Genomic DNA, 26,844 nt, shown 5'->3' with positions numbered 1-26,844 from the left:
GCGCTCGGCGGAGAGCGGTCACCGCGGCCGCGCAGCGACCGGGCAGTCCGATTTCGGTACGTGTCCGTTACCCTGGGCGGCGGCGCGTGCGGTGGTGGTACCGCCTGCGTAGTGGGATATTGAGCACTCGTACCGAGTGTCGGGAGTACAGCGCCCCGGGCGCCGAAGTGGAGTATCGATGAGGTTGACGTCCGTCGACGGTGCGCGCAAGCGTGCCCTTTTTGTCGCATTCACGGCGGTGGCAGCCCTGGCGGTCACCTCGTGCGCTGCGGTCACCGATCGCGCCGAGGCCGCCCCGCCCGCGCCCATCGACTCGAATCCTTTGTCGGAACTCATGAAACCCAAGCTGGCTCTGCCCGCCGAGGACGGATCGGTCGGCTTCTCGCCTGCGGATCCGGTGACGGTGGGCGTCAGCGAGGGCACGCTGTCCGCGGTGACCCTCACCGACGCGTCGGGCGAGGTGGTTCCGGGTGAGATCGCCGCGGACCGCGCGTCGTGGGTCAACACCGCGCCGCTGGACTACAACGGGACCTACTCGGTGCGGGCCGACGCCTACGGGCTCGGCGGTGCGGCGACGGCGACGTCGACGTTCACCACGAGCTCGCCGGGCAACCTCACCAAGCCGTACCTCCTGCCGTTCGAGGATTCCGTCGTGGGTATCGGTCAACCGGTGGCCGTCCAGTTCGACGAGCCGATCCCCGATCGGATGGCGGCGCAGGAGGCCATCACCGTCGTGACCAACCCCCCGGTCGAGGGCGCGTTCTACTGGGTGAACCAAACCGAGGTGCGGTGGCGTCCGCAGGAGTTCTGGGCGCCGGGTACCACCGTGAACGTGACCGTCGACGTGTTCGGTCGCGACCTCGGTGACGGCCTGTTCGGTCAGGAGAACGCCACGTCGAACTTCTCGATCGGGGACGCGGTGATCGCGACCGCCGACGACGCGACGAAGCAGGTCACGTTCAACGTCAACGGAGTCGACGTCATCACCATGCCCACCTCGATGGGCAAGAACAGCACCCCGACCGACAACGGCGTCTACATCATCGGCGACAAGTTCGCCTCGATGGTGATGGACTCCTCCACCTACGGGGTGTCGGTGGACTCACCCCAGGGGTACCGCACCCCGGTGGACTGGGCGACGCGAATGTCCTACAGCGGCATCTTCTTCCACTCCGCACCGTGGTCGACGGGCTCCCAGGGCAACACGAACGTGAGCCACGGATGCCTGAACCTGAGTCCCGCCAACGCCAAGTGGGTCTACGACAACACCAAGCGCGGCGACATCACGATCGTGAAGAACACCGTGGGCGGAACCCTGTCGGGCACCGACGGACTGGGCGACTGGAACATTCCGTGGAACGAGTGGAAAGCCGGTAACGCCCAGTCCGTCTGAGCGCGCGGTTACGCCCGCAGGCCGAGGGCGGTGAGGTAGCCGACCGGGTTGATCGCCTGGCCGCCGCGCCGCACCTCGAAGTGCAGGTGGGGTCCGGTCGAGTTGCCGGTGCTGCCCACGGCGCCGAGGCGCTGTCCCGGGGTGACGGTGTCGCCCACGGAGACGGCTTGGCTTCCGGCCACCATGTGGCCGTAGAGAACCTCGGTGTCGCCGCTCTTGATGCGCACGGTGTTGCCGTAGCCGTCGCGATTGTCGCCGGCCTGCACCACGGTGCCGCCCGTGACCGCGACGATGGCCGTGCCCTGCGGAGCCGCGAAGTCCAGGCCGTTGTGCTGCTGCCAGCCGCCGCCGGTGGGGCTGTTGCGCCCGCCGAAACCGGAGGAGATGCGGTAGCTGCCGGCCGCGACCGGAAGCATCGAACCGCCGACGCCGCTCGGTGCGGCGACGAAGGGCGGCGGCGCCGTGGGCGACCCGCCCGGCACGGTGACCGGGCTCGGCGCGGGGACGGGACCGGACGAGCCCGGCGCGAGCATGGCCCCACCGAGCACCAGGCCGGCGACTTCCTGGACCAGGACGCCGGTGGCGTCGTAGACCGCCGCGAGGATCGCGGCCTGCTGACGGGCGTCCATCTCGAAGCCCGGAATGGCGAACGCCGGCAGGGCCGGTAGAGGTGGAAGTGCCGGGGCCGCTGCGGCCGTCGGCTGGGCGACGAACATGAGCGTGCCGGTCACGGCCACCGATGCGACGACGGCCGATCCCCACCGGCGTCGTCGTGTGGTGGTCGGTGCGATCCGATCCCGGCTCGATGGAACTGACTTCGATGAGTGCACGTGCTACCTCCGGTTGCGCTCCGCGTGGGAGCGTCGATGTGCCGACAAGCGACATCGGGAGAGGCAGCAGCCGTGCGACGGCATGACGAATCCAGGTCGTGAACAGACCGGGGCGGCGCCGCGAGATGATCTTCCCTTACCATCCCACGCGCCACTCGAGACACATGCTTTCACTCAGTGCGCACCTTCCCCAAGAGCGCCTCCGTCACCATACGTCACACCTGTGTTGTGTGGTTACACGAATGGTGAATTACAGCAACGGAATTCGGCTCACCTGCACAGACGACGAAACAACACGAACGTCATTCGAACGCGTGTGTGGACGGCATCTGCCGAGAGGGGCGTGCACGTCGCGAAACGACGAAAGCCCCGGCTCCATCAGGAGCCGAGGCTTTCGCATCGGGGTGGACGACGGGACTCGAACCCGCGACAGCCAGGATCACAACCTGGTGCTCTACCAACTGAACTACGCCCACCATGTCCGCTCGTCCGGTGGAGCAGGACTCGCGGCGCAGTCGATATTAGCGTGTGGGATCTCCGAGACGCTAATCCGTATCCGACGTGGTCTCATCGGTCGAGGTCAGCGACGACACGACGGCCGCGATGTCGTCCGTCGAGGGGCCCGGAGGGGCCACGAAGACGGTCTGCCGGTAGTACTTCAACTCCCGGATCGACTCCTCGATGTCCGCGAGCGCGCGATGAGCCAGCCCCTTGGGCGGTTGGCCGAAGTAGATCCGTGGGTACCAGCGGCGAGCCAGTTCCTTGATGGAACTGACGTCGATCATCCGGTAGTGCAGGTAGTCGTTCAGCTCCGGCATGTCGCGGGCGATGAAGCCGCGATCGGTACCGATCGAGTTGCCGCACAGCGGTGCCGTGCCTGCGGGCACGTGTTGACGGATGTACTCCAGCACCGCGGTCTGCGCCTGATCCATGGTCACCGTCGAGGCGCGGACCTCCTCCGTCAGACCGGATTTCGCGTGCATGGCGGTGACCACGTCCGGCATGGACGCGAGCGATTCGTCGTCGCAGTGGATGACGATGTCGACGCCCTCACCGAGGACGTTCAGGTCACTGTCGGTCACCAGGGCCGCGATCTCGATGAGTTTGTCCGAGCCCAGCTCGAGCCCGGTCATCTCGCAGTCGATCCACACCAGTTTGTCGTTGCTCACCTGGCCGAGAGTAGTACCCCGCCCCGAGCGTCGACGCGGTGCGATGATGGAGCCATGGCAATCGACCACATCGGTATCCGCGTCGGGGACGTCGAGGCGAGTGTCGAGTTCTACACGACCGCCCTCGCACCACTCGGATACGCGTACCGCATGGGTGGGTCGCACGGCGCAGGACTGGGAGTCGGTGCGAAGCCCGATCTGTGGCTGTATCCGGGTACGCCGCCGTCCGATTCCGTTCACATCGCACTGGAAGCCGACGATCGAGCAACGGTGGACGCGTTCCACGATGCTGCAATCGCGGCCGGGGCCGTCTCGACAGGCGAGCCCGGCATCCGATCGGAGTACCATTCCGGCTACTACGCGGCCTTCGTCACCGATCCCGACGGATACAACCTCGAAGTCGTCGTTCACGAATGGTGACCGGCCGCCTCGTCGCCCGAATACTCACCACGATCGGAGCTCGCCGATGACCGAGTCTGCACCCGACCGGGCCGCCGCCATCGCCGCCGGGTACGCGACCGACGGGGGTGCCGTCGAACTCGGCAGTGTGGTCCTGGACGGCACCGCGGATTCCTCGGCCCGTGTCCGTCTACCGCTGAAGATGGTGAACAGGCACGGGTTGATCGCCGGCGCGACGGGCACCGGCAAGACGAAGACGGTGCAGGTGATCGCCGAGCAGCTCTCTGCCGCAGGAGTTCCCGTGGTCCTCGCGGACATCAAGGGCGACCTGTCCGGATTGTCCACGCCGGGTGCCGATTCGGAGGCAATGCGCGCACGGGCGGTGGACACGGCGGCCGAGGGCTGGGCGCCGACGGCGTTCCCGGTGGAGTTCCTCTCGCTCGGTACCGAGGGTGGAGCGGTGCCGGTGCGCGCCACGATCACCGCGTTCGGTCCCATCCTGCTGAGTAAGGTGTTAGGGCTCAACGCGACTCAGGAATCGACGCTCGGGCTGGTCTTCCACTGGGCCGACACGCAGGGTCTCGTACTGCTGGATCTGAAGGATCTGCGCGCCGTCATCACCCATCTGACCAGCGACGAGGGCAAGGCGGACCTGAAAGGTATCGGCGGGGTCTCGAGAGCAACGGCGGGAGTCATCCTGCGCGCGTTGGTCAACCTCGAGGCCGACGGTGGGGACACCTTCTTCGGCGAGCCGGAGATGCGGACCGAGGACCTGATCAGGACCGCACCCGACGGCCGCGGCGTGATCACACTGTTCGAGTTGAGTGCTCTCGCAGCACGTCCCGCGATGTTCTCCACCTTCCTGATGTGGGTCCTCGCGGATCTGTTCCAGACGTTGCCGGAGGAAGGAGATCTGGACGAGCCGAAGCTGGTGTTCGTCTTCGACGAGGCGCACCTGTTGTTCGCCGACGCGTCGAAAGCCTTCCTGCAGCAGGTCGAACAGACCGTGAAACTGATCCGCTCGAAGGGAGTGGGCATCTTCTTCTGCACGCAATTGCCCACGGACGTACCGGGTCCGGTGCTCTCCCAACTCGGCGCCCGCGTACAGCACGCACTGCGTGCATTCACCCCCGACGATCAGAAGGCGCTGAGCAAGACCGTGCGCACCTACCCGACGACCGAGGACTACGACCTCGAGGAGGCGCTCACCACTCTCGGCACCGGTGAGGCGATCGTGACCGTACTCAGCGAGAAGGGTGCACCGACCCCGGTGGCGTGGACCAGGATCCGGCCGCCGCAGTCACTGATGGACACCATCGGCACCGACGCGATCACCGCAGCGGCGACGGCGAGCCCGCTGTGGGCGACGTACGGGACGACGATCGACGGCGAGTCCGCCTACGAGTTGCTGACTGCACGGATGGCGCCCGACCCGACGCCCACCGAGACCGAGTTCCCGCCGCTTCCGCAGACGTACGACCTGCCGCCGCTTCCCCCGCCGGAAACCTCGGGCCCGTCGGCCGCCGAGCGCATGATGAGCAACCCGGCGGTCGAGAGTTTCCTCAGATCCGCCGCCAGTGCAGCCGGTCGGGAGATCTCCCGCAGCATCTTCGGGACGGGGCGCCGCCGACGGCGGTGAGCTCTACTGCCCGCCGAGCTTCTTGTAGAAGCTGCCGATGATCGGGGCGCTGATCGCTCGGGGACTGTACTGACCGGCGACCGACATTCCTTTGCCGACGATGCCCGGAACGATGCGCATCTTGTTCTTGGTGAGGCCGTCGAGCGAGACCTTCGCGGTGTGTGCGCTGTCGATCCACAGGAAGCCCGGCACCACCTTGTCCACGATGGAGGCGTCGGCGGGATCGGGGGTGACCGTGCGTACCGGGCCGGGGGCCAGCAGGGTGCAGTGCACGCCGGTACCGCTCAGCTCGGAACGCAGGGACTCGGAGAACGTGTTCACGAACGCCTTCGTGGCGGCGTACGTGGCGTTGTGGGGGATGGCCATGTTTCCCGCCGCGGACCCCGTGATCAGGATGCCGCCGGCGCCGCGGTCGATCATGCCGGGCAGGACCGCGAGCGTGAGATCGTGCACCGCGACGGCATTGAGCTGAACCTGATCACGCTCGTAGGTGGGATCGAGCTCGGCGACGGGGCCGAACGTCGCGATACCGGCGTTGTTGCACAGCACCGAGATCTCGCGGCCGGAGAGCTCGGTGGCCAGCTCGGCGCGCTGCTCGGGGTTCGACAGGTCGGACACCCGCACCTCGACCGTCACTCCGTGCGCGGCGCTCAGCTTCGCGGCGAGGGCGTCGAGCAGCTCACCGCGTCGGGCGACGACGATCAGCGAGTACCCGCGGGCAGCGAGTTCGGTGGCGAGGGCTTCGCCGATACCGGACGACGCTCCGGTGACGACGGCACGGGAATCGGCGGAGGGTCCTGGGAGGCTCACGCGGCCCAGATTAGCGTCAGATGCTCGCTGCGAGCCGGGTGCCCTGCTCGATCGCGCGCTTGGCGTCGATCTCCGCCGCGACGTCGGCGCCGCCGATCACGTCGACCCGGATTCCCGCCTCGGCAAGGCCGTCCACCAGATCGCGCACCGACTCCTGGCCGGCGCAGATCACCACGTTGTCGACGCCGAGCACGCGGTTCTTCTTGCCGACGCGCACGTGGACCCCGTCGTCGTCGATGCGGCGGTACGTCACGCCCGCGAGCTGGGTGACGTTCTTGTTCCTCAGTGCCGCCCGATGAACCCAGCCGCTGGTCTTACCCAGCCGGGTACCGATGCGTCCATCGGTGCGCTGCAGGAGGTACACCTCGCGCCGAGCGGCCTCGGGTACCGCGGTGGTCAGTGCGCCGGGGGCTGCGGGGTCCCCTGTCACACCCCACTCCTGCCGCCAGCGCGCGAGGTCGAGGGTCGGGGAGTGCTCGGTGGTGAGGAACTCGGAGACGTCGACCCCGATGCCGCCGGCACCGATGACGGCGACTCGGCGACCGATCTCGCGTTCGCCCCGCACGGCCTCGGCGTAGGTCATGACGCTCGGATGGTCGATGCCGGGTATGGACGGGCGGCGCGGAACCACACCGGTGGCCATCACCACGCGGTCGAAGCCCGACAGGTCCGCGACGGTGGCGCGTGTCGAGAGGCGGACCTCGACGTCGGCGCGGGCGAGGGCGTGCGTGAAGTAGCGGACGGTCTCGGCGAACTCCTCCTTGCCCGGAATGCGTCGGGCGATGGCGAACTGGCCGCCGATCTCGTCGCGGGCCTCGAACAGCGTCACGCGGTGTCCACGCTGGCCGAGGGCCACCGCGGCCGACAGTCCGGCGGGACCGGCGCCCACGACGGCGACGTTCGCTCGGCGTCGGGTGGGGGTCAGCACCAGCTCGGTCTCGCGTCCGGCCCGCGGATTGAGCAGACACGACGCCTTCCTGTGGACGAACACATGGTCCAGGCAGGCCTGATTGCAGGCGATACAGGTATTGATCTCGTCGCGGCGTCCGGTGGCGGCCTTCGTCGTCCACTCGGGGTCGGCCAGCATCGGCCGGGCCAACGAGACGAGTTGCGGCGCAGCTCCGTTCCCGTCCGCGGTGAGGATCTCCTCGGCGATCTCCGGCATGTTGATGCGGTTCGCGGCCGCGACCGGGACGGTCACCTCGGCGGCCAGGCGGGAGGTGAAGTCCGCGAACGCCGCCCGCGGGACGGAGGTGACGATGGTGGGCACGCGCGACTCGTGCCATCCGATGTCGGAATTGATCAGGTCGATACCCGCATCCTCGATCTCGCGGGCGAGCGCGACGATCTCCTCCCACGTCTGACCACCCTCGACGAGGTCGGCGATGGACAGGCGGAAGGACAGCAGGAAGTTCGGGCCCACCGCGTCGCGGGTGCGCCGGACGATCTCCACGGCGATACGTCGACGGTTCTCCGGCGACCCGCCCCAGGAGTCGAGCCGGGTGTTGGTGCGTCGGGCCAGGAACTGGTTGACGAGGTATCCCTCACCGCCCATGATCTCCACCCCGTCGTATCCGGCTCGCCGGGCGAGACGCGCGCAGCGGACGAAGTGGTCGACGGTGCGCTCGACCCCTCGGGTGGACAGCGCGCGGGGCCGAAACGGGTTGATGGGAGCGGTGATCGACGATGCGGACACCGACAGCGGATGGTAGGCGTACCGACCCGCGTGCAGGATCTGCAGGAGGATCTTCCCGTCCGCCGCGTGCACGGCGGCGGTGACGCGGCGGTGGCGGCGAGCCTCGATGCGGTGGGTGAGCTTGGCGCCGAAGGGGAGGAGCCAGCCGGTGCGATCGGGCGCGTAGCCGCCGGTGACGATGAGGCCGACACCGCCGCGCGCCCGCTCGGCGAAGTACTCGGCCAGGGCGTCGATGTCCTTCGCGCGATCCTCGAGGCCGGTGTGCATGGATCCCATGACGACCCGGTTCTTCACCGTCGTGCGGCCCAGGGTCAGTGGCGACGTCAACACGGGGAAGGGGGACGCGGTCGGTTCCATGGGCTCGAGTATGTATCACCGCGCGTCCTGTGAACCGGACCGCGGTGAACCGGCGGTTACCATCCCCCCATGGTCGAGGTCGGTACACCGGACACCGTGACGAAGAAGCAGGTTGCAGCGTGGGGGATCTGGGACTGGGGGTCCGCGGCCTTCCAGGCCGTGATCCTCACGTTCGTCTTCTCCGTCTACCTGACGGACGCCGTGGGCGACGATCTGCCCGGCGACATCACCGCGACGTCCTGGCTGGGATGGGCGCTGGGCATCGCGGGCCTCACCATCGCCGTTCTCGCACCGGTCACCGGGCAGCGGGGTGACGCGCGGGGCCGACGTAAGCGCTCGCTGTTCGTGCTCACCACCGCCACCGTGGTGGTGATGGCCGCGCTGTTCTTCGTGCGCGACGAGTACCGGTACCTGTGGCTCGGGTTGGTGCTGCTGGCGGTGGGCTCGGTGCTCTTCGAGCTCGCCCAGGTGCCGTACACCGCGATGCTGCGCCAGGTCTCCACCCCGGACAACCTGGGGCGGGTGTCCGGATTCGGTTGGGCGATGGGCTACTTCGGCGGCATCGTTCTGCTGCTCATCTGCTTCGTGGGGTTCATCGCGGGGGACGGTGACACACGCGGGCTGTTGTCCGTCACCACCGAGGGCGGCCTCAACATCCGGCTCGTGGCGCTGCTGGCGGCGGTGTGGTTCTTCCTGTTCTCGCTGCCCGTGCTGTTCGCGGTGCCGGAGCTGCCGCGCACCGTCGCCGATCCCGACGCGGCGCGGGCGGGATTCATCGAGTCCTACCGCGTGCTGTTCCGCGACGTCGCGGACCTGTGGCGGGTCGAGCGGCGCACCGTGTACTTCCTCATCGCCAGTGCACTCTTTCGTGACGGCCTGGCCGGGGTGTTCACCTTCGGCGCCGTCCTGGCGGTCACGGTCTACGGGATCAGCAGTGCGGACGTGTTGCTGTTCGGCATCGCGGCGAACGTGGTCGCGGCGCTGGGCGCGCTGATCGCAGGACGGGTGGACGACACGGTGGGGCCCAAGCGGGTCATCGTCGTCTCGCTGACCGCCATGATCGTGACGGGACTGATCCTGCTCGCGGTGTCGGGCCCGCTGATGTTCTGGATCTTCGGGCTGCTCCTGTGTGTGTTCGTCGGGCCCGCTCAGTCGTCCTCGCGCACCTTCCTCACCCGCATCACGCCGCCGGGACGCGAAGGCCAGATGTTCGGGCTCTACGCCACGACCGGCCGAGCGGTGTCGTTCCTGTCGCCGACGTTGTTCGGATTCTTCGCCTACGCCCTCGGTGCGGACCGGTTCGGCATCCTCGGCCTGATCGTGGTGCTCGGCGTGGGGCTGGCGGCGCTGCTCGCCGTGGCGGCGCCCCACGGCGACAGGGCCCGCGAGGTGGCCTGAGTTCGGTTCAGCGGGCGAGGATCTCGTCGACCAGTCGCTGCGGCTGGTCCTCGGGGATCCAGTGGCTGCCGCCGAGTTCGACGAACCGGTACGGGGCGTCGACGTGCCGTTCGGTGCGTTCGGCCGCGACGCGTCCGACGGCGGTGTCGCCCGTGCTCCAGACGTACGTGGTGGGGACGGTGCAGGGGCCGAGGTCGCCGAACTCCCGCGTCATCGCGCGGTACCAGTTCAGGCCGCCGGTGAGGGCGTCGCGGTGGCCGACGACGGGCAGATGTCGCCGCGCGACGGTCGGATCCGTGGCGCCGGAGAACATCGCGATCAGACGCTCGGCGTCGTTCTCCAGGAGCAGATCCTCGGCCTTCCCCGGCTGCCGGAAGAGGGTCATGTAGGTCGACCGCTGCTTCTGGTCCTCGTCGTTGCGCAGCGCCCAGCCGAAGGCACCGGGGTGGGGGAGCGAGACGGCGGTCAGGCTGCGCACGCGGTCGGGATGAAGAACGGCGACGTGCCAGGCCACGATCGCGCCCCAATCGTGCCCGATCAGATCGACCGAGTCACGGCCGAGCGCGTCGATCATGCCGACGACATCGCCGGTCAGTTTCTCGATCGTGTATTCCTCGACGCCGATCGGCCGGGCGTCCGGGGAGTAGCCGCGCTGGTTCGGGACGACGACGTGCCGCCGCGCCGCGGCCAGCGGCCGGGCGACCTCGGTCCAGCTGGCGGACGACTCCGGAAAGCCGTGCAGGAGAACGGAGGTGGGATTCGCCGCGTCTCCGTACTCGTCCGCGTCGAAGGTCAGGTCGCCGATCGGGATACGCATGTGCCCCAGGTTAGCGGGCGGATCCTCGCGCCGAGTCGACTCGGTCGGAGGACAGGCGGGGGCGCCACTGGCCCATACCGAGCATGACGACGCGCAGTTGCTTCTCGGCCCGCGCGACGATGTCGCGTTCGGCGGCGCTCGAGGGCGCGGCGTCGAGAAGTTCGACCACGGTCGCGAGCATCGTGTTCACGATCAGGTTCGCGACCATGTCGAGGTCCTCGCCCGGCCAGTCGCCGAGTCCCGGCACGCGGGAGAGGTCCTGGGTGAGTTCGTGGACGATCATGCGCAGCTCGGAGTCGATGGCCCGCCGCACGTCGACCACCCCGCCCGATCGCTCGCGCACCAGGAAGCGGAACTGTTCGTCGTGCTGTCGGATCTGTCCGACCAGGACCCAGATGGATTGACGGGCGTTCTCGGTGCCCGGCGTCCGGCGCGCATCTCGCAGGGCGTGCCGGAGTACCCGCATGCTGTCCTCGACGACCGCGACGCCGAGATCTTCCATGGAGGCGAAGTGTCGGTAGAACGCGGTGGGCACGATCCCGGCAGCGCGGGTCACCTCGCGGAGGCTCACGCTCGCGAAGCTGCGGTCGGCCACGAGGTCGAGGGTGCCGTCGAGCAGGAGACGCCGGGTGCGCTCCTTGCGTTCGGCCCGGCTGGCGGTGGCGGGCGCGCTTCGATCCGACATACCTCGACCATATCCGAGATCGGTGTATGCGTGTGCACTCACGGTTCGCGACAGGCTACCGCGTCACTGCAGCTCAGCATGGTGGCGCTCGTCACATTCGGCTTGATTGTCGGTGGTACCGGCTGTCACACTCGGATCCAGTGAACGACTGTGCACTGATAGGCACCTGCCTCCACTGCGCACCACCGGTCGAGCACAACACCAGTCGAGACGGAGGACACCACGTGAGCATCGCGCCGGCACCCCCCACCCGCAGTTGGGTCAGCTCGCTGGCCTCGCGGTTGCGGCCCCGCTTCATCGAAACTCTGACCACACCGCACGCCGTCGACCGGTACCTCGAACTGGTCGACCCCATGATCTCGGTCGACGAGATGCGGGCCGAGGTCGTGGCCGTGCGCCACCAGACCGCGGACTCCGTGACCTTGACGCTCCGTCCCACCTGGCAGTGGAAGGGCTTCACGGCCGGCCACTTCGTCCAGATCGGCGTCGTCGTCAACGGCGTTCGGCACACCCGCTGCTACTCGCCCGTCGGCGCCGAGAACGCCGACGGCGACACGATCGAACTCACCGTCAAGGCCCAGCCCGACGGCATCGTGTCCAACTACCTGGTCGACTCGGCCAAGCCCGGCCTCGTCGTCCATCTCGCTCCGGCCACCGGCACCTTCGAGCTGCCGACGCCCCGGCCGGACCACATTCTGCTGATCAGTGGAGGAAGTGGCATCACCCCGGTGATGTCCATGCTGCGCACGCTGGTGCACGAGGGGTACACCGGACGCGCAACGTTCCTCCACTACGGATACACCGAGGACGACGTCTGCTACCGCGACGAACTCGTCGAGATCGACGCGGCGCACGACAACATCGACGTCGTCCTCGCGTACACCGATCAGCAGGACGGCGGCGACCTGCACGGCTACTTCTCGGCCGAGCATTTGGTCGCCGCCGCTCCGTGGCACGCGTCCGCGCAGACCTACCTGTGCGGTCCCCCCGGACTCATGAACGCGGTGACCGGTGTCTTCGACGAACTCGGAGCCGCGGATGCGCTGCACAAGGAAGAGTTCGTGACGTCCGTGCCGACCGCCGACGGGGACGCGTCGGGCACGGTGTCGTTCGCCGCGTCGTCGACGACCGTCGACAACGACGGCAGCACCCTGCTCGAGCAGGCCGAGGCCGCCGGGCTCAGCCCGGAGTTCGGGTGCCGCATGGGCATCTGCTTCACCTGCACCTCGGTCAAGAAGTCCGGTTGCACCCGCAACGTCAAGACCGGCGAGACCGACTCCGACCCCGACACCGAGATCCAACTCTGCGTGTCCGTCCCCCTGGGCGACGTCGAACTCGACGTCTGACCCACCCCACACTTTTCGAGAAGGAGGTCACCATGTTCGGACTATCCCTGGCATCGCTGCCGTTCCTCGGCTCCGGGTCCGGATCCGACGCCGATCGCGACATGGACAAGCCCGACACCGACGACGGTCCCGTCGTGCTGTCCTACGAAGCGGTCGAGGAGATCGGGCGCAGGCTCGACGATCTTCGCAACCGCACGGTCGCGGACCTCGGTGAAGAGGACCGCGCCTACATCTACAACATCATCAAGGCGCAGCGCGGATTCGAGGTCGCGGGCCGTGGCCTGATGTACCTCGGCTTCTTTCCGCCGGCCTGGATCGCCGCGGTGGGCGCCCTCAGCGTGTCGAAGATTCTCGACAACATGGAGATCGGCCACAACGTCATGCACGGCCAGTACGACTGGATGCGTGAGCCGGGCCTGAACTCCAAGAAGTTCGAGTGGGACAACGTGTGCCCCGCCGATCAGTGGCGCCACTCGCACAACTACATGCACCACACGTACACCAACATCCTGGGCATGGACCGCGACATCGGTTACGGCATCCTGCGGATGGACAAGGACCAGAAGTGGAACCCCTACTACCTGGGGAACCCGGTCTACGCGTTCGCGCTGATGATGCTCTTCGAGTGGGGCGTCATGCTCCACGACCTCGAGGCCGAGAACGTGGTGCAGGGCAAGCGCAAGTGGCACGACATCAAGCCGCTCATGCAGGGCTGGTGGAACAAGGCCGGCAAGCAGGTCCTGAAGGACTACGTGGTCTTCCCGGCGCTCACCGGACCGCTGTTCGTCCCGACGCTGTTGGGCAACGTGACCGCCAACCTGGTGCGCAACGTGTGGGCCTACTCGATCATCTTCTGCGGCCACTTCCCGACGGGGGTGCAGACCTTCACGGAGGAGGAGACCGCCGACGAGACGCGCGGCCAGTGGTACGTGCGTCAGATGCTGGGCTCCGCGAACATCGACGGCGGACGGTTGTTCCACATCATGTCGGGCAACCTGTCGCACCAGATCGAGCACCACCTGTTCCCGGATCTGCCCGCGCACCGGTACCCGCAGATCGCACCCGAGGTCCGCGCACTGTGCGCCGAGTACGGACTGCCCTACAACAGCGGCGGCCTGTTCCACCAGGTCGGTACAGTGTGGGGAAAGATCTTCAAGTACGCCCTGCCCGATCGATTCACCGGCCCCGACAAGGTGACCGGTGTGATCATCGAGCGCGAAAAGGTCGCAGCCTGAGAGGTATTCGAGCATGGTCGGAAAGTTCGAGCGCAACAAGGACACGGTGCAGGAACTGACCGAGTCCGCAGCCGTCCACGTCGGCCGGATCGCGATGATCATCGCGACGGCGGTCCGGGACGTCACCCGCGAGATCGGTGATCTGGTCACCGACGGCATCGAGATGCGGGAGGCCGGCAAGCGAGCGCAGACCGACACGCGCAGGTTCGAGGTCATCGAGGGCGACTTCGAGGACACCACCCGGCGGTCGTCGGGTAGCTGACCGGTTCCGACACACGGCGCCGCACCCCACGGGGGTGCGGCGCCGTTGTCGTCGTCGGACCATGATGGGTCGCATGAGAGCGATCTCCGACGACGAGCGGCGCGTGCGACTGGTGGCGCGGCATCGCGTCGGAGTGCGCGAGCCCCTGACGCCGGACGAGGTGGTCGAGCGCGTTCTCGCGCTCCACGCGACGGACCCGGCGTCGGTGACGCTGTCGGTGTTCGCGCGTTCGTCGACGGCGACGCTGGCCGATCTGCACGCCGCGATGTACGAGGCACGCACGTTGGTGCGGGTCCTCGCGATGCGACGAACGCTGTTCGTGATCGACCGCGATCTGCTGCCGGTGGTGCAGGCCGGAGCGAGCGACGGCGTCGCCCGTGTGCTGAGAGCGCGGCTGCTGAAGCAACTGTCGACGCTTCCGACCGATCCGGTGATCGACGACGCGCCGACGTGGCTCGCGGCCGTCGAAGCCGATGTCCACGAGGCGCTCACCGATGCCGGTACCGCAACCGGTGCCGAACTGTCGGCAGCGGTTCCGGCGTTGCGCACCGCCTTTCTCCCGACCACCGACAAGGCCTACGACGTGCGCCGCAACGTCACCTCGACCCTGCTCGCGTTGCTCTCGGCCGAGGGCCTCATCGTGCGGACCCAGCCGCGAGGATCGTGGACGTCGCGCCACCACACCTGGGCGCCCATCTCCAGCTGGTGGCCGGACGGGCTGCCCGTCGTACCCGAACCCGACGCACGGCGACAGCTGGCGCAGCGATGGCTCGAGGTGTTCGGCCCCGCGTCGGCCACCGACCTCCAGTGGTGGACCGGGTGGAACAAGGGACAGACGACGGCGGCGCTGGCCGGTCTCGACGTCGAACCCGTGAGGCTGTCGTCCGGTGAGGGAATCGCTTTGCGGGACAGTCCCGTTCCGGATGTCGTCGACGCCGGTGTCGCGCTGCTCCCAGCGCTGGACCCGACGCCCATGGGGTGGAAGGAGCGTCGGTGGTACCTGCCGGACGACTACCGACCCGCGCTGTTCGACACCTTCGGGAACATCGGTCCGACCGTCTGGTGGGAGGGACGCGTCGTCGGGGGATGGGCGGTGCGTCCCGATGGCACGGTGACGACCCGGCTGTTGGAGAAGGTCGGGCGATCGGTCTCGACGGCCGTGCGACACGAGGCCGCGCGGCTGACGGTCCTGATCGACGGGACGCCGGTGACGCCGAGCTTTCCGACTCCGCTGGAGAAAGAGTTGCGCACGTGTTGACTCATGCTCTGCCGGACGTGCGGCTCGCGGTGGGTCTCGCGGCGGTCGCGGGATTCGTCGACGCGGTGGGGTTCATCTCCGTGGGCGGGTGGTTCGTGTCCTTCATGACGGGCAATTCGACCCAGGCGGCAGTGGCCGTGGTCGATGGAGAGTTCGCGAACTTCTTCCTCGCGGCGGGCCTCGTCGCGTGCTTCGTGGTCGGCGTCGTGCTGGGGTCGGTGGTCGGTGATCGCGCGGGAATGCGTCGACGCTCGGCGGTGCTGCTTCTCGTCGCCGTGATGTTGACGACGGCTGCGGTCGCGTATCCCGTCACGGGCGTGATGGTTCCGTCGGCGCTGCTCCTGGCCGCGGCGATGGGCGCCGAGAACGCCGTGTTCGAGCGTGACGGCGAAGTGAGCATCGGCCTCACCTACATGACCGGGACGCTCGTGAAGATGAGCCAGAACATCGCGGCGCGCCTGCAGGGCAGGGGCGAACGCAGTTGGCCGCGGTACCTGTCCCTGTGGTCGGCGCTGTGTGTCGGCGCGTTTCTCGGCGCGCTCGCGTACTCGGCGGTGCACTTCTGGAGCGTCGTGATCGCCATCGGAGTGGTCGGTGCGTCCGCGGTCGGTGTTCGGGTGAGCGGCCGGTGAAATCGGACACGGGGCGATAGTCTGGACCCACCGACCCCCGGGGTGAAGGGATGCGACGTGACCGACGACCGGATGGAACTCAGGGTGGGGACCGCCGAACGTGAAGCGGTCGCCCGCCACCTCGGTACGGCAATGGCCGAGGGTCGATTGACGCTGTTCGAGTACGAAGAGCGGGTGGGGAAGGTCTGGTCGTCCGCGACCCGTGGCGAGCTGGCACAGGTCACCGCAGACCTTCCCGCGCCGGTGGACGACGACGCCCTCGCCGCCTCGGAGGACGGCGTTGCGCCGTGGCGCGAATATCTCGACGAATGGAAAGAATGGATCGGCGTCTCGATCCTTCTGACCGGCATCTGGGGCGTGACGTCCATCGCGTCCGGCGAGATCGTCTACTACTGGCCCATCTGGCCTCTCGGCATCTGGGGTGCCGTTCTGCTGGCGTCGATCTTCTGGGGCGACGACGAGGACGACGAACCGGAGAAGCTCGAGAAGAAGAAGGCCATCGAGGAGTGACGGGGCGCCCTGTTTGCCGTCGGTGTCGATCGGTCGGTATCAATCGGTCGGGCAGACGCGGATGAGGTTGCCGTCGGGATCGGCGACGACGAACGTGCGGCCGAACACGTCGTCGTGCGGCTCCTCGACGACGGTGGCGCCGAGTGCCGTCCACCGGGTGAACCACTCGTCGACACTGCGACCGGGCGGGACCATCACGGCCACCTCGCTGAATCTCGGCACGGAGGCGTCGGGTGCGCCCGCGCCGGTCCAGACGCCGAACAGGATTCCGGGCGCCACCGGGAACGTCACGTAGCGCGGGGTGACGAAGTTCGGATCGACGTCGAACAATCCCCGGTAGAACGCGGTCGACGCGTCGGCGTCGCGGACGTGAACGAGGAAGAGGTTCGGGGTGGGCACGGCTGCTCCTTCGGATCGTCGGTGGTGCGGTCCGGATCAGTGTCGGACGGATACCGGACAACCCCCGTCCGGTTTTCGGGAGACAATCGGCCGGTGAAGAGCTCGCGATTGCTGTCGATGCTGTTGCTCCTGCAGACACGTCAGCGGATCACCGTCGGAGAGCTCGCGTCCCGACTCGAGGTCTCCACACGGACCGTCCGGCGTGACGTGGAAGCCCTCTCCGCGGCCGGCGTTCCGGTCTACACGGAGCGAGGTCGGCGCGGCGGGGTCGTGCTCCTGCCGGGTTCGCGGGTCGACGTCACCCGATTGGATCCACCGGAGGTCGAGGCCCTGAGGCTCGCCGGGATCGACGCCGATCAGCGTCGTCGACTCGGAGTGCACGAACCGTTCGAGATGGCCACCCGAAAGATGGACGCCCGACGCGGGCCCATCGCGCCCGACCGTCCGCCTCTGTCCGAGCTGATTCTGGTGGACAACAGTGGGTGGTTCGCCGGTGACGATGACGGTGCGAACGTCGCCGATCTGGCCACGGACCTACGGTCGCTGCGCCGGCTGTCGTTGACGTACCGGCGCAGTGGCGAGACGGAGAGTGCGCCGCGGATCGTCGACCCCTACGGTCTCGTGGCGAAGGCCGGGCGGTGGTACCTGGTCGCAGACCGGGACGGAACACCGAAGTTGTTCGCGCTGAGCCGAATCGAGTCGTGGTCGCTGATGCCCGAGGCAGCCGTGCGGCGACGCGACTGCACGCTGCAGTCGGTGTGGACGGAGCTACGAGCCGCGACCGAACGAGCCGGCGGGGTGACGATCACGGCTCGGATGCGGACGAGTCGTCTCGACCTCGCGGCGCGAATTCTGGGGACACGAATGGTGCACGTCGGCTCGGGCTCGTCGGGATGGACGGATATTCGCCTGTCCTACAGCGATATTCAGGGAGTTCGGCAACTGCTGCAGTTCGGTGACCATATCGACGTTCTGGAACCTCTGCAGGCTCGGGAACTCGTGCGATCGTTGGCCGAGGACCTGGTTCGACGGCATTCTTCGACCGATCCTGTCGGTGGGGTGCGGTAGCGTGGTCTCGGGTTCGAAACCACTGCGCTGGTGGAGAATTCGTGTCGGTGGGGTGGGGTAACGTCGCCGGTATTGCTGGGATCGGGGGGTCTTGTGGTGGTGTCGAGTGCTGCGGGGATGTCGAGTGTTGTGGGGGTGTCGCCGTTCGAGGTGTCGGACGCCGAGGCGGTGGGGGAGGCCTCGCGCGCGGAGAACGCGGCGTGTGCGGTGAAGGTGTTCGCGGCCGCGTCGATGTGGGAATCGTGTTGCGTCGCGGATGCGGCGCGCGGGGTCGACGATCGGCGGTTCGGCAACGCGGCGGTCGCGGAGATCGCGGTGCGTCTGACGGTGTCGAAGACCGTGGCCGAGAAGCTGGCCGAGGTGGGGACCGGTGTGCGCGAACGGCTACCGGAGTTGGCGTCGGCGTTCGCGCGGGGCGAGGTGGACTTCGCTCGGGTGCGCACCGCGGTACAGGAGACCGTCGGGTTGTCGGCAGAGACTCTCGAGGCGTTGTCAGGACCGGTGGCGGAGGCAGCGGCAGTGCTGTCACCGGGGCCGCTGAAGACCGAGATCGGTCGGTTGCTGTCGGTGGCAGATCCCGCGGCGTTCGCGGAGCGTCATCGGGATGCGTCGACACAGGTGAACGTGCGATCCACCAAGGGCATCGCCGGGCTGGTGTCGGTGCGGGCGGATACGACGCCGGAGGTCGGTTCGGCTTTCATGGCTCGGTTGCGGCAGATCGCCGGGACGGTGTGCCCGAAGGATCCCCGCGGACAGGCGCACCGATTGCACGACGCGGTCGCCGCGTTGACGGCCGGAGAGTCGGACCTGGTCTGCGGCTGTGAACGCGAGGGGTGTGCGGCGTCGGTGGCGCGGCCCGCGCCGCTGGCGGGGTCGACGTTGGTGTCGGTGGGAATCGACGCGGCGACGCTGCTCGGGCTGACGTCGGAGCCCGCATTCCTCGAGGGATACGGCGTGGTGCCCGCCGAGGTTGCCCGCGCCTTGGCGGAGGATGCGACGTGGCGAGCGGTGCTGGTCGAGGCCTCGGCGATGCTGGCGCGGCAGCAGGCGGACGGGCCGACATCAACGCCCCCGGGGTGGGAGCCGGCGGCGTGGGCGGCCGAGGATTGGGAGTGGGAGGAACTCCAGCGGGACTGGGCCGGGGAGTGGGACGCGCCGACACCGTCGACGGCCAGCACTTGTTCCTCGCTCACCTCGCGCCGGGTGGTGGCGCGGGGTCGTCGCCGGGCGGCCGGGCCGGTGATGCCGATGTCCTGCCCTCCTCCCGCGCCGCGGGTGCCGGAGGGAATCGCGTCGGTGATCGCCGCGGTGGAACGAGCGCTGGCCGAGGATCCGAGCCTTGCGGAAGCAGGAGCGGGACACGGGTCGGGTGCGGTGACGACAGAGGCGCTGCGGTACCGACCGGGGGCGGGGCTCGCCGAGCGAATCCGAGCCCGAGATGGTGTGTGCCGCTTCCGCAACTGCTCGATGCCGGCGGCGCGATGCGAGATCGATCATGTCGTGCCGTTCGATCACGATGACCCGCGGAGCGGTGGGTGGACGGTGGAGGAGAACCTGCACTGTCTGTGCAAGTTCCACCACGACCTGAAGACGCTGGGTTACTGGGTACCGGCGCTGATGGACGGTGGCGTGGTGATCTGGACGTCGTCGTCGGGGTTGCGGCGGGTGACGGTTCCGCAGGTGAGGCAGGTTTTTCGTCCGGCCATGGTGGTGATCGGAGGCCGGCGCACCACCCCGACGCCCGATCAGGGTGAGTGTCCGTTCTGACCAGGAAAGGTTTCGACGGTGCCCCCGGCAGGATTCGAACCTGCGACCAATGGATTAGAAGGCCATTGCTCTATCCCCTGAGCTACGGAGGCGTGCGCGCGGTCGCCGTGCGCCCGTCGAGTGTAGCGAGGGGTCTTCCGCCGACCCGCCCGCCGGTCCGCCTACTACAGCCTGTAGGTGTCCGCCATCGCTGCGACCGCCGTCACCTCCTACTCTGGAGGTATGGCAACAACCGAAGTCGACCGCGCGGACGCGTCGGCCGAACCCACGCGTCACGATGGATCGACCAGTGTGTTCGTGAGCGCGGGGCTCGTCGCGGCCGTCGTGGCGGCGTTGGTGGTGGCGCTCTCGGCGTCGCAGGCGCTGGTGCTGCTGGGTATCCCGGATCCGGGACCCGTCACCACCTACGGTCTGCCCGCCGTGCGAGCCCTGGGCGAGATCGCCGCGGTCGTCGCGATCGGGTCGCTCCTTCTGGCCGCGTTCTTCGTACCGCCGCAGAAATCCGGAATCCTGGACGTGGACGGATACCGGGCGGTGCGGACGGCGTCCATCGGCGCGATCGTGTGGGCGGCCTGCTCGATCGTGTTGATTCCGTTGACGTTGTCGGACACGTCGGGGCAGCCGTTGAGCGTCGCGCTGCAACCGGAAAATCTGTGGTCCGGTCTGTCCCAGGTCGACATCGCGCAGGCCTGGCAGTGGACCGCCATCATCGCGCTCGTCCTCGCCATCGGGTGCCGCGCGATCCTGAACTGGGCGTGGACGCCGCTGCTGCTGGGACTGTCCCTGCTGTCGTTGATGCCGCTGGCCCTGACCGGGCACTCGTCGTCCGGCGGCTCGCACGACATCGCGACGAACAGCCTGATCCTGCACCTCGTGGCCGCGTCGCTGTGGGCCGGCGGACTGTTCGCTCTCCTCGCCCACGCCCGACGCGCGGGTGCACACACCGACGTCGCCGCCCGCCGGTTCTCCCTGGTGGCGACCGGAGCGTTCGTCGTCATGGGCGTCAGCGGCGTCGTGAACGCGCTCGTCCGCGTCGAACTCGCCGACGTGCTGTCGAGCACCTACGGCCGACTGGTGTTGGCAAAGGTCGTCGCGCTCGTCGCCCTCGGGTTCTTCGGGTGGATCCAGCGGCAGCGCGCTCTACCCGCCCTGGCTGCGGACCCCACGTCCCGGTCGGCGCTCGTGCGCTTCGCCGGTGCCGAGACCCTGGTGTTCGCCGCGACGATCGGCCTCGCCGTCGGTCTGTCACGCACACCGCCGCCGGCCGGAACGCAGCGTGAACTGTCGATCACCGAGGTGGAACTGGGCTACGACCTGTCCGCGCCGCCGACCTTCGGCCGACTGATGCTCGACTGGCGGTTCGATCTGATCTTCGGCACCGCGGCGATCGTCCTGGCCGTCGTGTACCTGCTCGGGGTGCGGCGGCTGCGTCAGCGCGGCGACTCGTGGCCGATCGGCCGCACTATCGCCTGGGTGCTGGGCTGCGCGACGCTGCTGATCGCGACCTCGTCCGGTATCGGTCGCTACTCGATGGCCATGTTCAGCGTGCACATGGGCGCCCACATGATCCTGTCGATGCTGACACCGGTGCTGCTGGTGCTCGGCGGTGCCATCACCCTGGCGCTCCGTGTCCTGAAGCCCGCGGGCAAGAACGGCGTCCCCGGACCGCGCGAGTGGATCCTGCTCGCCCTGCACAATCCGGTGTCGCGCTTCCTGACGCAGCCGATCGTGGGAGCAGTCATCTTCGTCGGCGGCTTCTACGTGCTGTACCTCGGCGGGATCTATGGGAACGCGGTGTCGAGCCACGGTGCTCACCTGGTGATGAACCTGCACTTCCTGCTGAGCGGCTACCTCTTCTACTGGGTCGTCATCGGGATCGACCCCGCACCGCGCCGTCTGTCTCCGGTTGCGAAGCTGGCCATGGTGTTCGGATCGCTGCCGTTCCACGCCTTCTTCGGGGTGGCGCTGATGAGCACGGAGGCGGTGATGGGGGAGACGTTCTTCCGCGGGCTGAACCTGCCGTGGAACCAGGATCTGCTCGCCGATCAGCGGTTGGGCGGCGGCATTGCCTGGGCGACCGGTGAGATTCCCTTGATTCTGGTGATGCTGGCCCTGCTGGTGCAGTGGTCGAGATCGGACCGCAAAGAGGCGGTGCGGACCGACCGCGCGGCCGAGCGAGACCACGGCGCCGATCTCGCCGCGCACAACGCCATGTTCGCGGAGTTGGCACGTCGGGAGCAGGAGAACACCGGGCGCTGACGTTCGGTCAGGTGCGGGCGCGCATGCGCGCCTCGGCCGCACTAGTCGCCGACCGCGGCGGCGTCCATCCTCAGCAGGATGTCGCGGAGCCGGTTGCGCTCCTCGGCGGTCAGGGTCTCGAACACCCGCGCCGAGGTCTCGCGCCGGGCGCGTTCGACCGAGTCGAACAACTCGCGCCCCGACGTGGTGAGGCCGAGCCGCACGGCTCGCCGATCCGTCTCGTCGGCGCGACGTTCGACGTATCCGCCGGCTTCGAGAGAATCCACGACCTCGGTGGCCGAGCGCGGCGCGATGCGCAGGCGCTCGGCCAGGTGGCCGAGGCGGACCGGGTCCTCGGCCCCGGCGAGGACCCGCATCACTCGACTCTGGGACGGGGACAGGCCGAACGGTTCGAGCGCCGCCACCTGCCGTCGGCGCAGCAGGCGCGCCACCGACACGAAGGTGTCCACCAGGTCGCCGGTGGTGTCGGAGGAATGCATGAGGGCATCCTAGCGTTGAGTCGGGCGACCTCATAGTGAGGTAACCTCAAGAAAAACCTCAGCAAGGGAGGCCTCGTGCGTCCTCGTTCCACACCCGAGTCGACCCCGGTGACGCCCGCGCCCATGGGCCGCGTCGTGGCGCTCTTCCACCCGTTCCGCCGTCAGGTGGCCGCGGTCAGTGCCGTCATCACCCTCAGCGCCCTCGTCGCGCTGGGATCCCCGTTCCTCCTCCGCGAGATGCTCGACGTCGCGATCCCGACGGCCGACGTCACCTTGGTGACCGTCCTGGCCGCGGGCATGATCGCGATCGCCGTCGTCACCAGCTGCCTCGGCGTCGCACAGACCTGGATGTCCAACAGCATCGGTCAGAAGTTGATGCACCGCCTGCGGCTGGACGTCTACCGGCATTTGCAGCGTCAATCGTTGGGATTCTTCGCTCGCACTCGGACGGGCGAGGTGCAGTCCCGCATCGCCAACGACATCGGTGGCATGCAGTCCGTGGTCACCAACACCGCAACCTCCATCGCCCAGAACGCGACGACCGTCGTCGCCACCGTGGCCGCGTTGTTCATCCTGAACTGGAAGCTCGCGATCTTCTCGCTCGCCATCCTTCCGGTCTTCGTGCACATCGCCCGCCGCGTGGGAGACGAGCGCCGACGCATCTCCGCGGTCCGGCAGAAACTGCTCAGCGACCTCTCCGTTCAGGTCGAGGAATCGCTCTCGGTGAGCGGCATCCTGCTGGGCAAGACCACCGGCGCGGCCTCGGTGCTCACCGACCGGTTCGCGACCCGTTCGTCCGACGTCGCCGACGTCGAGCTGAAGTCGATGATGGCCGGTAAATGGCGGATGGCGACGATGTCGATCAGCTTCGCCGCCATGCCCGCGCTGGTGTACTGGTTCGCCGGCATCACCATCGGGAACGGCAACGCGATCACCGTGGGCACCCTGGTCGCGTTCACCACCCTGCAGACCCAGCTGTTCCGCCCGACGATGATGCTCCTCAACACCGGCGTCGAGGTGCAGAGTTCCCTTGCCCTCTTCGGCCGGGTCTTCGAGTACCTCGATCTGCCCGTCGACATCGACGAGCCCGCCGTTCCCGTCGCCGTCGATCGTGGAACGGTGCGCGGCGACATGGTCTTTCGGAACGTGGACTTCCACTACCCCGGCTCGACCGAGCCGACGCTGGCCGGCATCGACCTCACCGTCCCGGCCGGCAGCACCCTCGCGGTGGTCGGCGCCACGGGCGCGGGCAAGACCACCCTCGGGTATCTCGCCGCCCGGTTGTACGACCCCATGTCCGGATCCGTCGAGATCGACGGGGTCGACCTGCGGCAGATGCCGCTGACCACCGTCTCCGAACTGGTCGGAGTCGTGTCGCAGGAGACGTATCTCTTCCACGACTCCATTCGGGAGAACCTGCGCTTCGCGAAACCGTCGGCCACGGACGACGAGATCGAGGCCGCGGCGCGCGTCGCGCAGATCCACGACTTCATCGTGTCCCTGCCCGACGGCTACGAGACCATGGTGGGCGAGCGCGGCTATCGGTTCTCCGGTGGCGAGAAGCAGCGACTGGCCATCGCCCGCACCGTCCTGCGCAACCCGCCCGTACTGGTTCTGGACGAGGCGACCAGCGCGCTCGACACCACCACCGAACACGCACTGGCCGAAGCGATCTCGGACCTCGAACGCGATCGGACCACGATCGTGGTGGCCCACCGACTCTCGACGGTTAGGTCCGCCGACCGCATCGTGGTCCTCGATCACGGCCGCATCCTGGAATCGGGAACCCACCACGAACTGGTGGCGCTCGGCGGCGCCTACAGCGCCTTGCTGACCGCCTCGAACGGCGAGGTCGCGGAGGACGCACTGGCGCGCTGATCGCGCAAGGGCCCGCCGCGAACCTGTGGACGACGCTCGGCGTCCGTCCCCGGGGCCGCTCGAGGCCGCCCGATCCGGGCGACGGCCCCGCACAGTGGATCTCGGACGATCCGCGCAGCGCGGAGCCACCGGTGAAGGGGGAATTCACATGTACGAGGCATATCTGACCGTGGTGGGAACGGTGATCACCGATCCGATCAAGCGACTCACCGCGTCGGGCGACGAGGTCATCAGTTTCCGCGTCGCGAGCAACTCGCGCCGCATCGACCGCGACAGCGGGGAGTGGACCGACGGCGACACCCTGTACGCGTCGGTGAGTTGCTGGCGTCGACTGGTCGCCGGAGTCGGTGCGTCGCTCTGCAAGGGCGATCCCGTGGTGGTGTACGGACCGGTGCGCACCAACGAGTACACGACGAAGGACGGCGTCGGGCGGGCCGATCTGGAGATCCGCGCGTCGGCGGTCGGCCCGGACCTCTCGCGCTGCCACGTCAAGATCGATCGGCCCCGCCACACCGCGGAGCGGGCGACCGAGACCGCATCCGAGCCCGACGCGTCGGTGGGGGTGGACGGGCCCACCGACGACTCCGAGACCCTGGCGGCCGCGGGGTAGGCGGGGCCGCCGGAGAGGCACTTTCGGGTCGTTTCCCGGTTCCGGTCCGTCCCGGTAGACTCCTGCACCGAGCACATTTCACAGCTGCTGGCACATCTACCAGCACGGACACCGGCACACGCGCCGGTTCTCACACGAACTGGTGAGCACACCGAGAGGAACTCGTGGCGGAATTCATCTACACCATGAAGAAGGTGCGCAAGGCGCACGGCGACAAGGTCATTCTCGACGACGTGACGATGAGCTTCTATCCGGGAGCCAAGATCGGCGTGGTCGGACCGAACGGCGCCGGCAAGTCGTCCATCCTGAAGATCATGGCGGGGATCGACCAGCCCGGAAACGGTGAGGCCTTCCTGGCTCAGGGTGCCTCGGTGGGCATCCTGATGCAGGAACCCGAACTCGATCCGGCCAAGACCGTCCGCGAGAACGTCGAGGACGGTCTCGGCGACACGATGGTCCAGCTCAAGCGGTACAACGAGATCGCCGAGCTCATGGCCACCGACTACTCGGACGAGCTCATGGAAGAGATGGGCGAACTGCAGGAGAAGCTCGACCACGCCGATGCGTGGGAGATCGACTCGCAGCTCGAACAGGCGATGGACGCGCTCCGCTGCCCGCCGCCGGACGAGGGCGTCACGCACCTGTCCGGCGGCGAGAAGCGCCGCGTCGCGCTGTGCAAGCTTCTGCTCAGCAAGCCGGATCTGCTGCTTCTCGACGAGCCGACCAACCACCTCGACGCCGAGTCCGTCCTGTGGCTCGAGCAGCACCTCGCGGCCTACTCCGGCGCGATCCTGGCCGTGACCCACGACCGGTACTTCCTCGACCACGTCGCGCAGTGGATCTGCGAGGTCGACCGCGGCCGTCTCTACCCGTACGAGGGCAACTACTCGACGTACCTGGAGAAGAAGGCCGAGCGGCTCGAGGTCCAGGGCAAGAAGGACCAGAAGCTGCAGAAGCGCCTCAAGGACGAACTCGCGTGGGTTCGCTCCGGTGCCAAGGCGCGTCAGGCGAAGAACAAGGCGCGCCTGGACCGCTACGACGAGATGGCCGCCGAAGCCGACAAGATGCGCAAGCTCGACTTCGATGAGATCCAGATCCCGAACCCGCCGCGCCTCGGCGACGTCGTGGTCGAGGTCAAGAGCCTCGACAAGGGCTTCGACGGACGCGTGCTGATCAAGGACCTCTCGTTCACGTTGCCGCGCAACGGCATCGTCGGCGTGATCGGGCCCAACGGTGTCGGTAAGACGACGCTGTTCAAGACCATCGTCGGGCTCGAGGAGCCGGACGGCGGCGAGGTGAAGATCGGTCAGACGGTGCAGCTGAGTTACGTCGATCAGAACCGTTCCGGCATCGACGCGGACAAGACGGTGTGGCAGACGGTGTCCGACGGTCTGGACTTCATCACCATCGGTACCCAGGAATTTCCGTCGCGTGCCTACATCAGCTCGTTCGGGTTCAAGGGACACGATCAGCAGAAGGCCGCCGGCGTGCTCTCCGGTGGTGAGCGCAACCGGCTGAACCTGGCGATGACCCTGAAGCAGGGCGGCAACCTGATCCTGCTCGACGAGCCCACCAACGACCTGGACGTCGAGACCCTCGGCTCGCTGGAGAACGCGCTCGAGCAGTTCCCCGGCTGCGCCGTGGTCATCTCGCACGACCGGTGGTTCCTCGACCGGACCTGCACGCACATCCTGGCCTGGGAAGGTGGCTTCGGCGACAACGAGGCCGCCTGGTACTGGTACGAGGGCAACTTCGAGGGCTACGAGGCGAACAAGGTCGAGCGGCTCGGCCCCGACGCCGCCCGCCCGCACCGCGTCACGCACCGCAAGCTCACGCGCGACTAGTCACCACCCGTTCCGCTGCCCGTCGGAGTCGTCCCTGTGCCGGGGACGAATCCGGCGGGCAGTGTTCGTATCCGAACACGTCGGCCGTTCACCGACGAGAACGC

The 26,844-nt window shown here is 68.0% G+C and carries 24 protein-coding genes and 2 tRNA genes; 16 read left to right on the top strand and 10 right to left on the bottom strand.

Annotation, left to right across the window (positions count from 1 at the left end; genetic code table 11):
- Positions 1-178: 178 nt before the first annotated feature.
- Positions 179-1,393 carry a L,D-transpeptidase gene (locus ACY466_RS14840; protein ID WP_463246148.1) on the top strand — a complete coding sequence of 405 codons (1,215 nt, stop codon included), beginning with the start codon at positions 179-181 and terminating at the stop codon, positions 1,391-1,393.
- Positions 1,394-1,401: 8 nt separating this feature from the next.
- On the opposite strand, the gene ACY466_RS14835 is transcribed toward ACY466_RS14840, so the two are convergent.
- From ACY466_RS14835 to orn, 3 genes are all read right to left on the bottom strand, one after another.
- The gene (locus ACY466_RS14835; RefSeq protein WP_463246146.1) at positions 1,402-2,124 is read right to left on the bottom strand and encodes a M23 family metallopeptidase; all 723 of its coding nucleotides are present in this window, start codon (positions 2,122-2,124) and stop codon (positions 1,402-1,404) included.
- Between the two features lie 502 nt (positions 2,125-2,626).
- A tRNA-His gene (locus ACY466_RS14830) sits at positions 2,627-2,699 on the bottom strand.
- A 69-nt stretch (positions 2,700-2,768) separates the two neighbouring features.
- Positions 2,769-3,392: an oligoribonuclease gene (orn, locus tag ACY466_RS14825; RefSeq protein WP_463246144.1), complete on the bottom strand. Its 624-nt coding sequence runs from the start codon at positions 3,390-3,392 to the stop codon at positions 2,769-2,771.
- 54 nt (positions 3,393-3,446) lie between these two features.
- Here orn and ACY466_RS14820 point away from each other — a divergent pair, with 54 nt between their 5' ends.
- Positions 3,447-3,812: a VOC family protein gene (locus tag ACY466_RS14820; RefSeq protein ID WP_463246142.1), complete on the top strand. Its 366-nt coding sequence runs from the start codon at positions 3,447-3,449 to the stop codon at positions 3,810-3,812.
- A 46-nt stretch (positions 3,813-3,858) separates the two neighbouring features.
- A complete protein-coding gene (locus ACY466_RS14815) occupies positions 3,859-5,430 on the top strand; it encodes a helicase HerA-like domain-containing protein (RefSeq protein ID WP_463246140.1) in 1,572 nt (523 codons plus the stop codon).
- A 3-nt stretch (positions 5,431-5,433) separates the two neighbouring features.
- On the opposite strand, the gene cmrA is transcribed toward ACY466_RS14815, so the two are convergent.
- Complete coding sequence (cmrA, locus tag ACY466_RS14810) at positions 5,434-6,240, bottom strand: mycolate reductase (RefSeq protein WP_463246138.1); 807 nt, start codon at positions 6,238-6,240, stop codon at positions 5,434-5,436.
- A gap of 16 nt (positions 6,241-6,256) precedes the next feature.
- Entirely contained in the window at positions 6,257-8,293 is a 2,037-nt protein-coding gene (locus ACY466_RS14805) for an FAD-dependent oxidoreductase (RefSeq protein ID WP_463246136.1), read from the bottom strand.
- A gap of 69 nt (positions 8,294-8,362) precedes the next feature.
- Between ACY466_RS14805 and ACY466_RS14800 the strand changes: the two genes are divergently transcribed.
- Positions 8,363-9,691, top strand: coding sequence for an MFS transporter (locus tag ACY466_RS14800; RefSeq protein WP_463246134.1), 1,329 nt, complete (start codon positions 8,363-8,365; stop codon positions 9,689-9,691).
- Between the two features lie 7 nt (positions 9,692-9,698).
- Here the strand turns inward: ACY466_RS14800 and ACY466_RS14795 are convergent, their stop codons facing one another.
- Both ACY466_RS14795 and ACY466_RS14790 read right to left on the bottom strand, forming a co-directional pair.
- Positions 9,699-10,508, bottom strand: coding sequence for an alpha/beta fold hydrolase (locus ACY466_RS14795; protein ID WP_463246133.1), 810 nt, complete (start codon positions 10,506-10,508; stop codon positions 9,699-9,701).
- A gap of 10 nt (positions 10,509-10,518) precedes the next feature.
- Entirely contained in the window at positions 10,519-11,193 is a 675-nt protein-coding gene (locus ACY466_RS14790) for a TetR family transcriptional regulator (protein ID WP_463246131.1), read from the bottom strand.
- A gap of 269 nt (positions 11,194-11,462) precedes the next feature.
- Between ACY466_RS14790 and ACY466_RS14785 the strand changes: the two genes are divergently transcribed.
- The 6 genes from ACY466_RS14785 (at position 11,463) to ACY466_RS14760 (ending at position 16,436) form a co-directional block, all read left to right on the top strand.
- Entirely contained in the window at positions 11,463-12,539 is a 1,077-nt protein-coding gene (locus ACY466_RS14785) for a ferredoxin reductase (protein ID WP_463252309.1), read from the top strand.
- Between the two features lie 32 nt (positions 12,540-12,571).
- Complete coding sequence (locus ACY466_RS14780) at positions 12,572-13,774, top strand: fatty acid desaturase family protein (RefSeq protein ID WP_463246129.1); 1,203 nt, start codon at positions 12,572-12,574, stop codon at positions 13,772-13,774.
- 13 nt (positions 13,775-13,787) lie between these two features.
- Positions 13,788-14,036: a hypothetical protein gene (locus ACY466_RS14775; RefSeq protein WP_463246128.1), complete on the top strand. Its 249-nt coding sequence runs from the start codon at positions 13,788-13,790 to the stop codon at positions 14,034-14,036.
- A gap of 73 nt (positions 14,037-14,109) precedes the next feature.
- Positions 14,110-15,294, top strand: a complete 1,185-nt coding sequence (locus tag ACY466_RS14770; RefSeq protein ID WP_463246126.1) for a winged helix DNA-binding domain-containing protein — start codon at positions 14,110-14,112, stop codon at positions 15,292-15,294.
- Entirely contained in the window at positions 15,288-15,926 is a 639-nt protein-coding gene (locus ACY466_RS14765; protein ID WP_463246124.1) for a YoaK family protein, read from the top strand. The genes ACY466_RS14770 and ACY466_RS14765 overlap by 7 nt, the downstream gene beginning before the upstream one ends.
- 57 nt (positions 15,927-15,983) lie before the next feature.
- Positions 15,984-16,436 carry a DUF1707 SHOCT-like domain-containing protein gene (locus ACY466_RS14760; RefSeq protein WP_463246122.1) on the top strand — a complete coding sequence of 151 codons (453 nt, stop codon included), beginning with the start codon at positions 15,984-15,986 and terminating at the stop codon, positions 16,434-16,436.
- Positions 16,437-16,475: 39 nt separating this feature from the next.
- Here ACY466_RS14760 and ACY466_RS14755 read toward each other — a convergent pair whose 3' ends face one another.
- On the bottom strand, positions 16,476-16,835 hold the full coding sequence (locus ACY466_RS14755) for a VOC family protein (protein ID WP_463246121.1): 360 nt from the start codon (positions 16,833-16,835) through the stop codon (positions 16,476-16,478).
- Positions 16,836-16,928: 93 nt separating this feature from the next.
- Between ACY466_RS14755 and ACY466_RS14750 the strand changes: the two genes are divergently transcribed.
- Positions 16,929-17,903, top strand: a complete 975-nt coding sequence (locus tag ACY466_RS14750; RefSeq protein ID WP_463246119.1) for a helix-turn-helix transcriptional regulator — start codon at positions 16,929-16,931, stop codon at positions 17,901-17,903.
- Positions 17,904-18,038: 135 nt separating this feature from the next.
- The gene (locus ACY466_RS14745; RefSeq protein ID WP_463246118.1) at positions 18,039-19,670 is read left to right on the top strand and encodes an HNH endonuclease signature motif containing protein; all 1,632 of its coding nucleotides are present in this window, start codon (positions 18,039-18,041) and stop codon (positions 19,668-19,670) included.
- 19 nt (positions 19,671-19,689) lie between these two features.
- Here the strand turns inward: ACY466_RS14745 and ACY466_RS14740 are convergent.
- Positions 19,690-19,762: transfer RNA gene (locus tag ACY466_RS14740), tRNA-Arg, on the bottom strand.
- Positions 19,763-19,892: 130 nt separating this feature from the next.
- Between ACY466_RS14740 and ACY466_RS14735 the strand changes: the two genes are divergently transcribed.
- Complete coding sequence (locus ACY466_RS14735) at positions 19,893-21,929, top strand: cytochrome c oxidase assembly protein (protein ID WP_463246117.1); 2,037 nt, start codon at positions 19,893-19,895, stop codon at positions 21,927-21,929.
- Between the two features lie 41 nt (positions 21,930-21,970).
- Here ACY466_RS14735 and ACY466_RS14730 read toward each other — a convergent pair whose 3' ends face one another.
- A complete protein-coding gene (locus ACY466_RS14730) occupies positions 21,971-22,408 on the bottom strand; it encodes a MarR family winged helix-turn-helix transcriptional regulator (RefSeq protein WP_463246115.1) in 438 nt (145 codons plus the stop codon).
- A 123-nt stretch (positions 22,409-22,531) separates the two neighbouring features.
- On the opposite strand from ACY466_RS14730, the gene ACY466_RS14725 reads away from it, so the two are divergent.
- The 3 genes from ACY466_RS14725 to ettA all read left to right on the top strand — a co-directional run bounded on the left by ACY466_RS14725 (position 22,532) and on the right by ettA (position 26,740).
- Positions 22,532-24,286: an ABC transporter ATP-binding protein gene (locus tag ACY466_RS14725; protein WP_463252308.1), complete on the top strand. Its 1,755-nt coding sequence runs from the start codon at positions 22,532-22,534 to the stop codon at positions 24,284-24,286.
- Positions 24,287-24,434: 148 nt separating this feature from the next.
- A complete protein-coding gene (gene ssb, locus ACY466_RS14720; RefSeq protein WP_463246114.1) occupies positions 24,435-24,896 on the top strand; it encodes a single-stranded DNA-binding protein in 462 nt (153 codons plus the stop codon).
- A gap of 164 nt (positions 24,897-25,060) precedes the next feature.
- Positions 25,061-26,740, top strand: coding sequence for an energy-dependent translational throttle protein EttA (gene ettA, locus ACY466_RS14715; RefSeq protein WP_463246113.1), 1,680 nt, complete (start codon positions 25,061-25,063; stop codon positions 26,738-26,740).
- Positions 26,741-26,844 lie beyond the last annotated feature (104 nt).

The organism is Rhodococcus sp. K11/5 (assembly GCF_055193735.1).
Note: the sequence above shows the minus strand (reverse complement) of the source record. Positions and strands in the feature narration are given on the sequence as shown.

Coding starts and splice junctions, on each gene's coding strand:
- ACY466_RS14790 (WP_463246131.1), bottom strand. CDS start 11,193: ATGTCGGATCGAAGCGCGCCCGCCACCGCCAGCCGGGCCGAACGCAAG.
- ACY466_RS14840 (WP_463246148.1), top strand. CDS start 179: ATGAGGTTGACGTCCGTCGACGGTGCGCGCAAGCGTGCCCTTTTTGTC.
- ACY466_RS14805 (WP_463246136.1), bottom strand. CDS start 8,293: ATGGAACCGACCGCGTCCCCCTTCCCCGTGTTGACGTCGCCACTGACC.
- ACY466_RS14815 (WP_463246140.1), top strand. CDS start 3,859: ATGACCGAGTCTGCACCCGACCGGGCCGCCGCCATCGCCGCCGGGTAC.
- ACY466_RS14800 (WP_463246134.1), top strand. CDS start 8,363: ATGGTCGAGGTCGGTACACCGGACACCGTGACGAAGAAGCAGGTTGCA.
- ACY466_RS14820 (WP_463246142.1), top strand. CDS start 3,447: ATGGCAATCGACCACATCGGTATCCGCGTCGGGGACGTCGAGGCGAGT.
- ACY466_RS14725 (WP_463252308.1), top strand. CDS start 22,532: ATGGGCCGCGTCGTGGCGCTCTTCCACCCGTTCCGCCGTCAGGTGGCC.
- ACY466_RS14775 (WP_463246128.1), top strand. CDS start 13,788: ATGGTCGGAAAGTTCGAGCGCAACAAGGACACGGTGCAGGAACTGACC.
- ACY466_RS14770 (WP_463246126.1), top strand. CDS start 14,110: ATGAGAGCGATCTCCGACGACGAGCGGCGCGTGCGACTGGTGGCGCGG.
- ACY466_RS14735 (WP_463246117.1), top strand. CDS start 19,893: ATGGCAACAACCGAAGTCGACCGCGCGGACGCGTCGGCCGAACCCACG.
- ACY466_RS14780 (WP_463246129.1), top strand. CDS start 12,572: ATGTTCGGACTATCCCTGGCATCGCTGCCGTTCCTCGGCTCCGGGTCC.
- ACY466_RS14730 (WP_463246115.1), bottom strand. CDS start 22,408: ATGCATTCCTCCGACACCACCGGCGACCTGGTGGACACCTTCGTGTCG.
- ssb (WP_463246114.1), top strand. CDS start 24,435: ATGTACGAGGCATATCTGACCGTGGTGGGAACGGTGATCACCGATCCG.
- ACY466_RS14795 (WP_463246133.1), bottom strand. CDS start 10,508: ATGCGTATCCCGATCGGCGACCTGACCTTCGACGCGGACGAGTACGGA.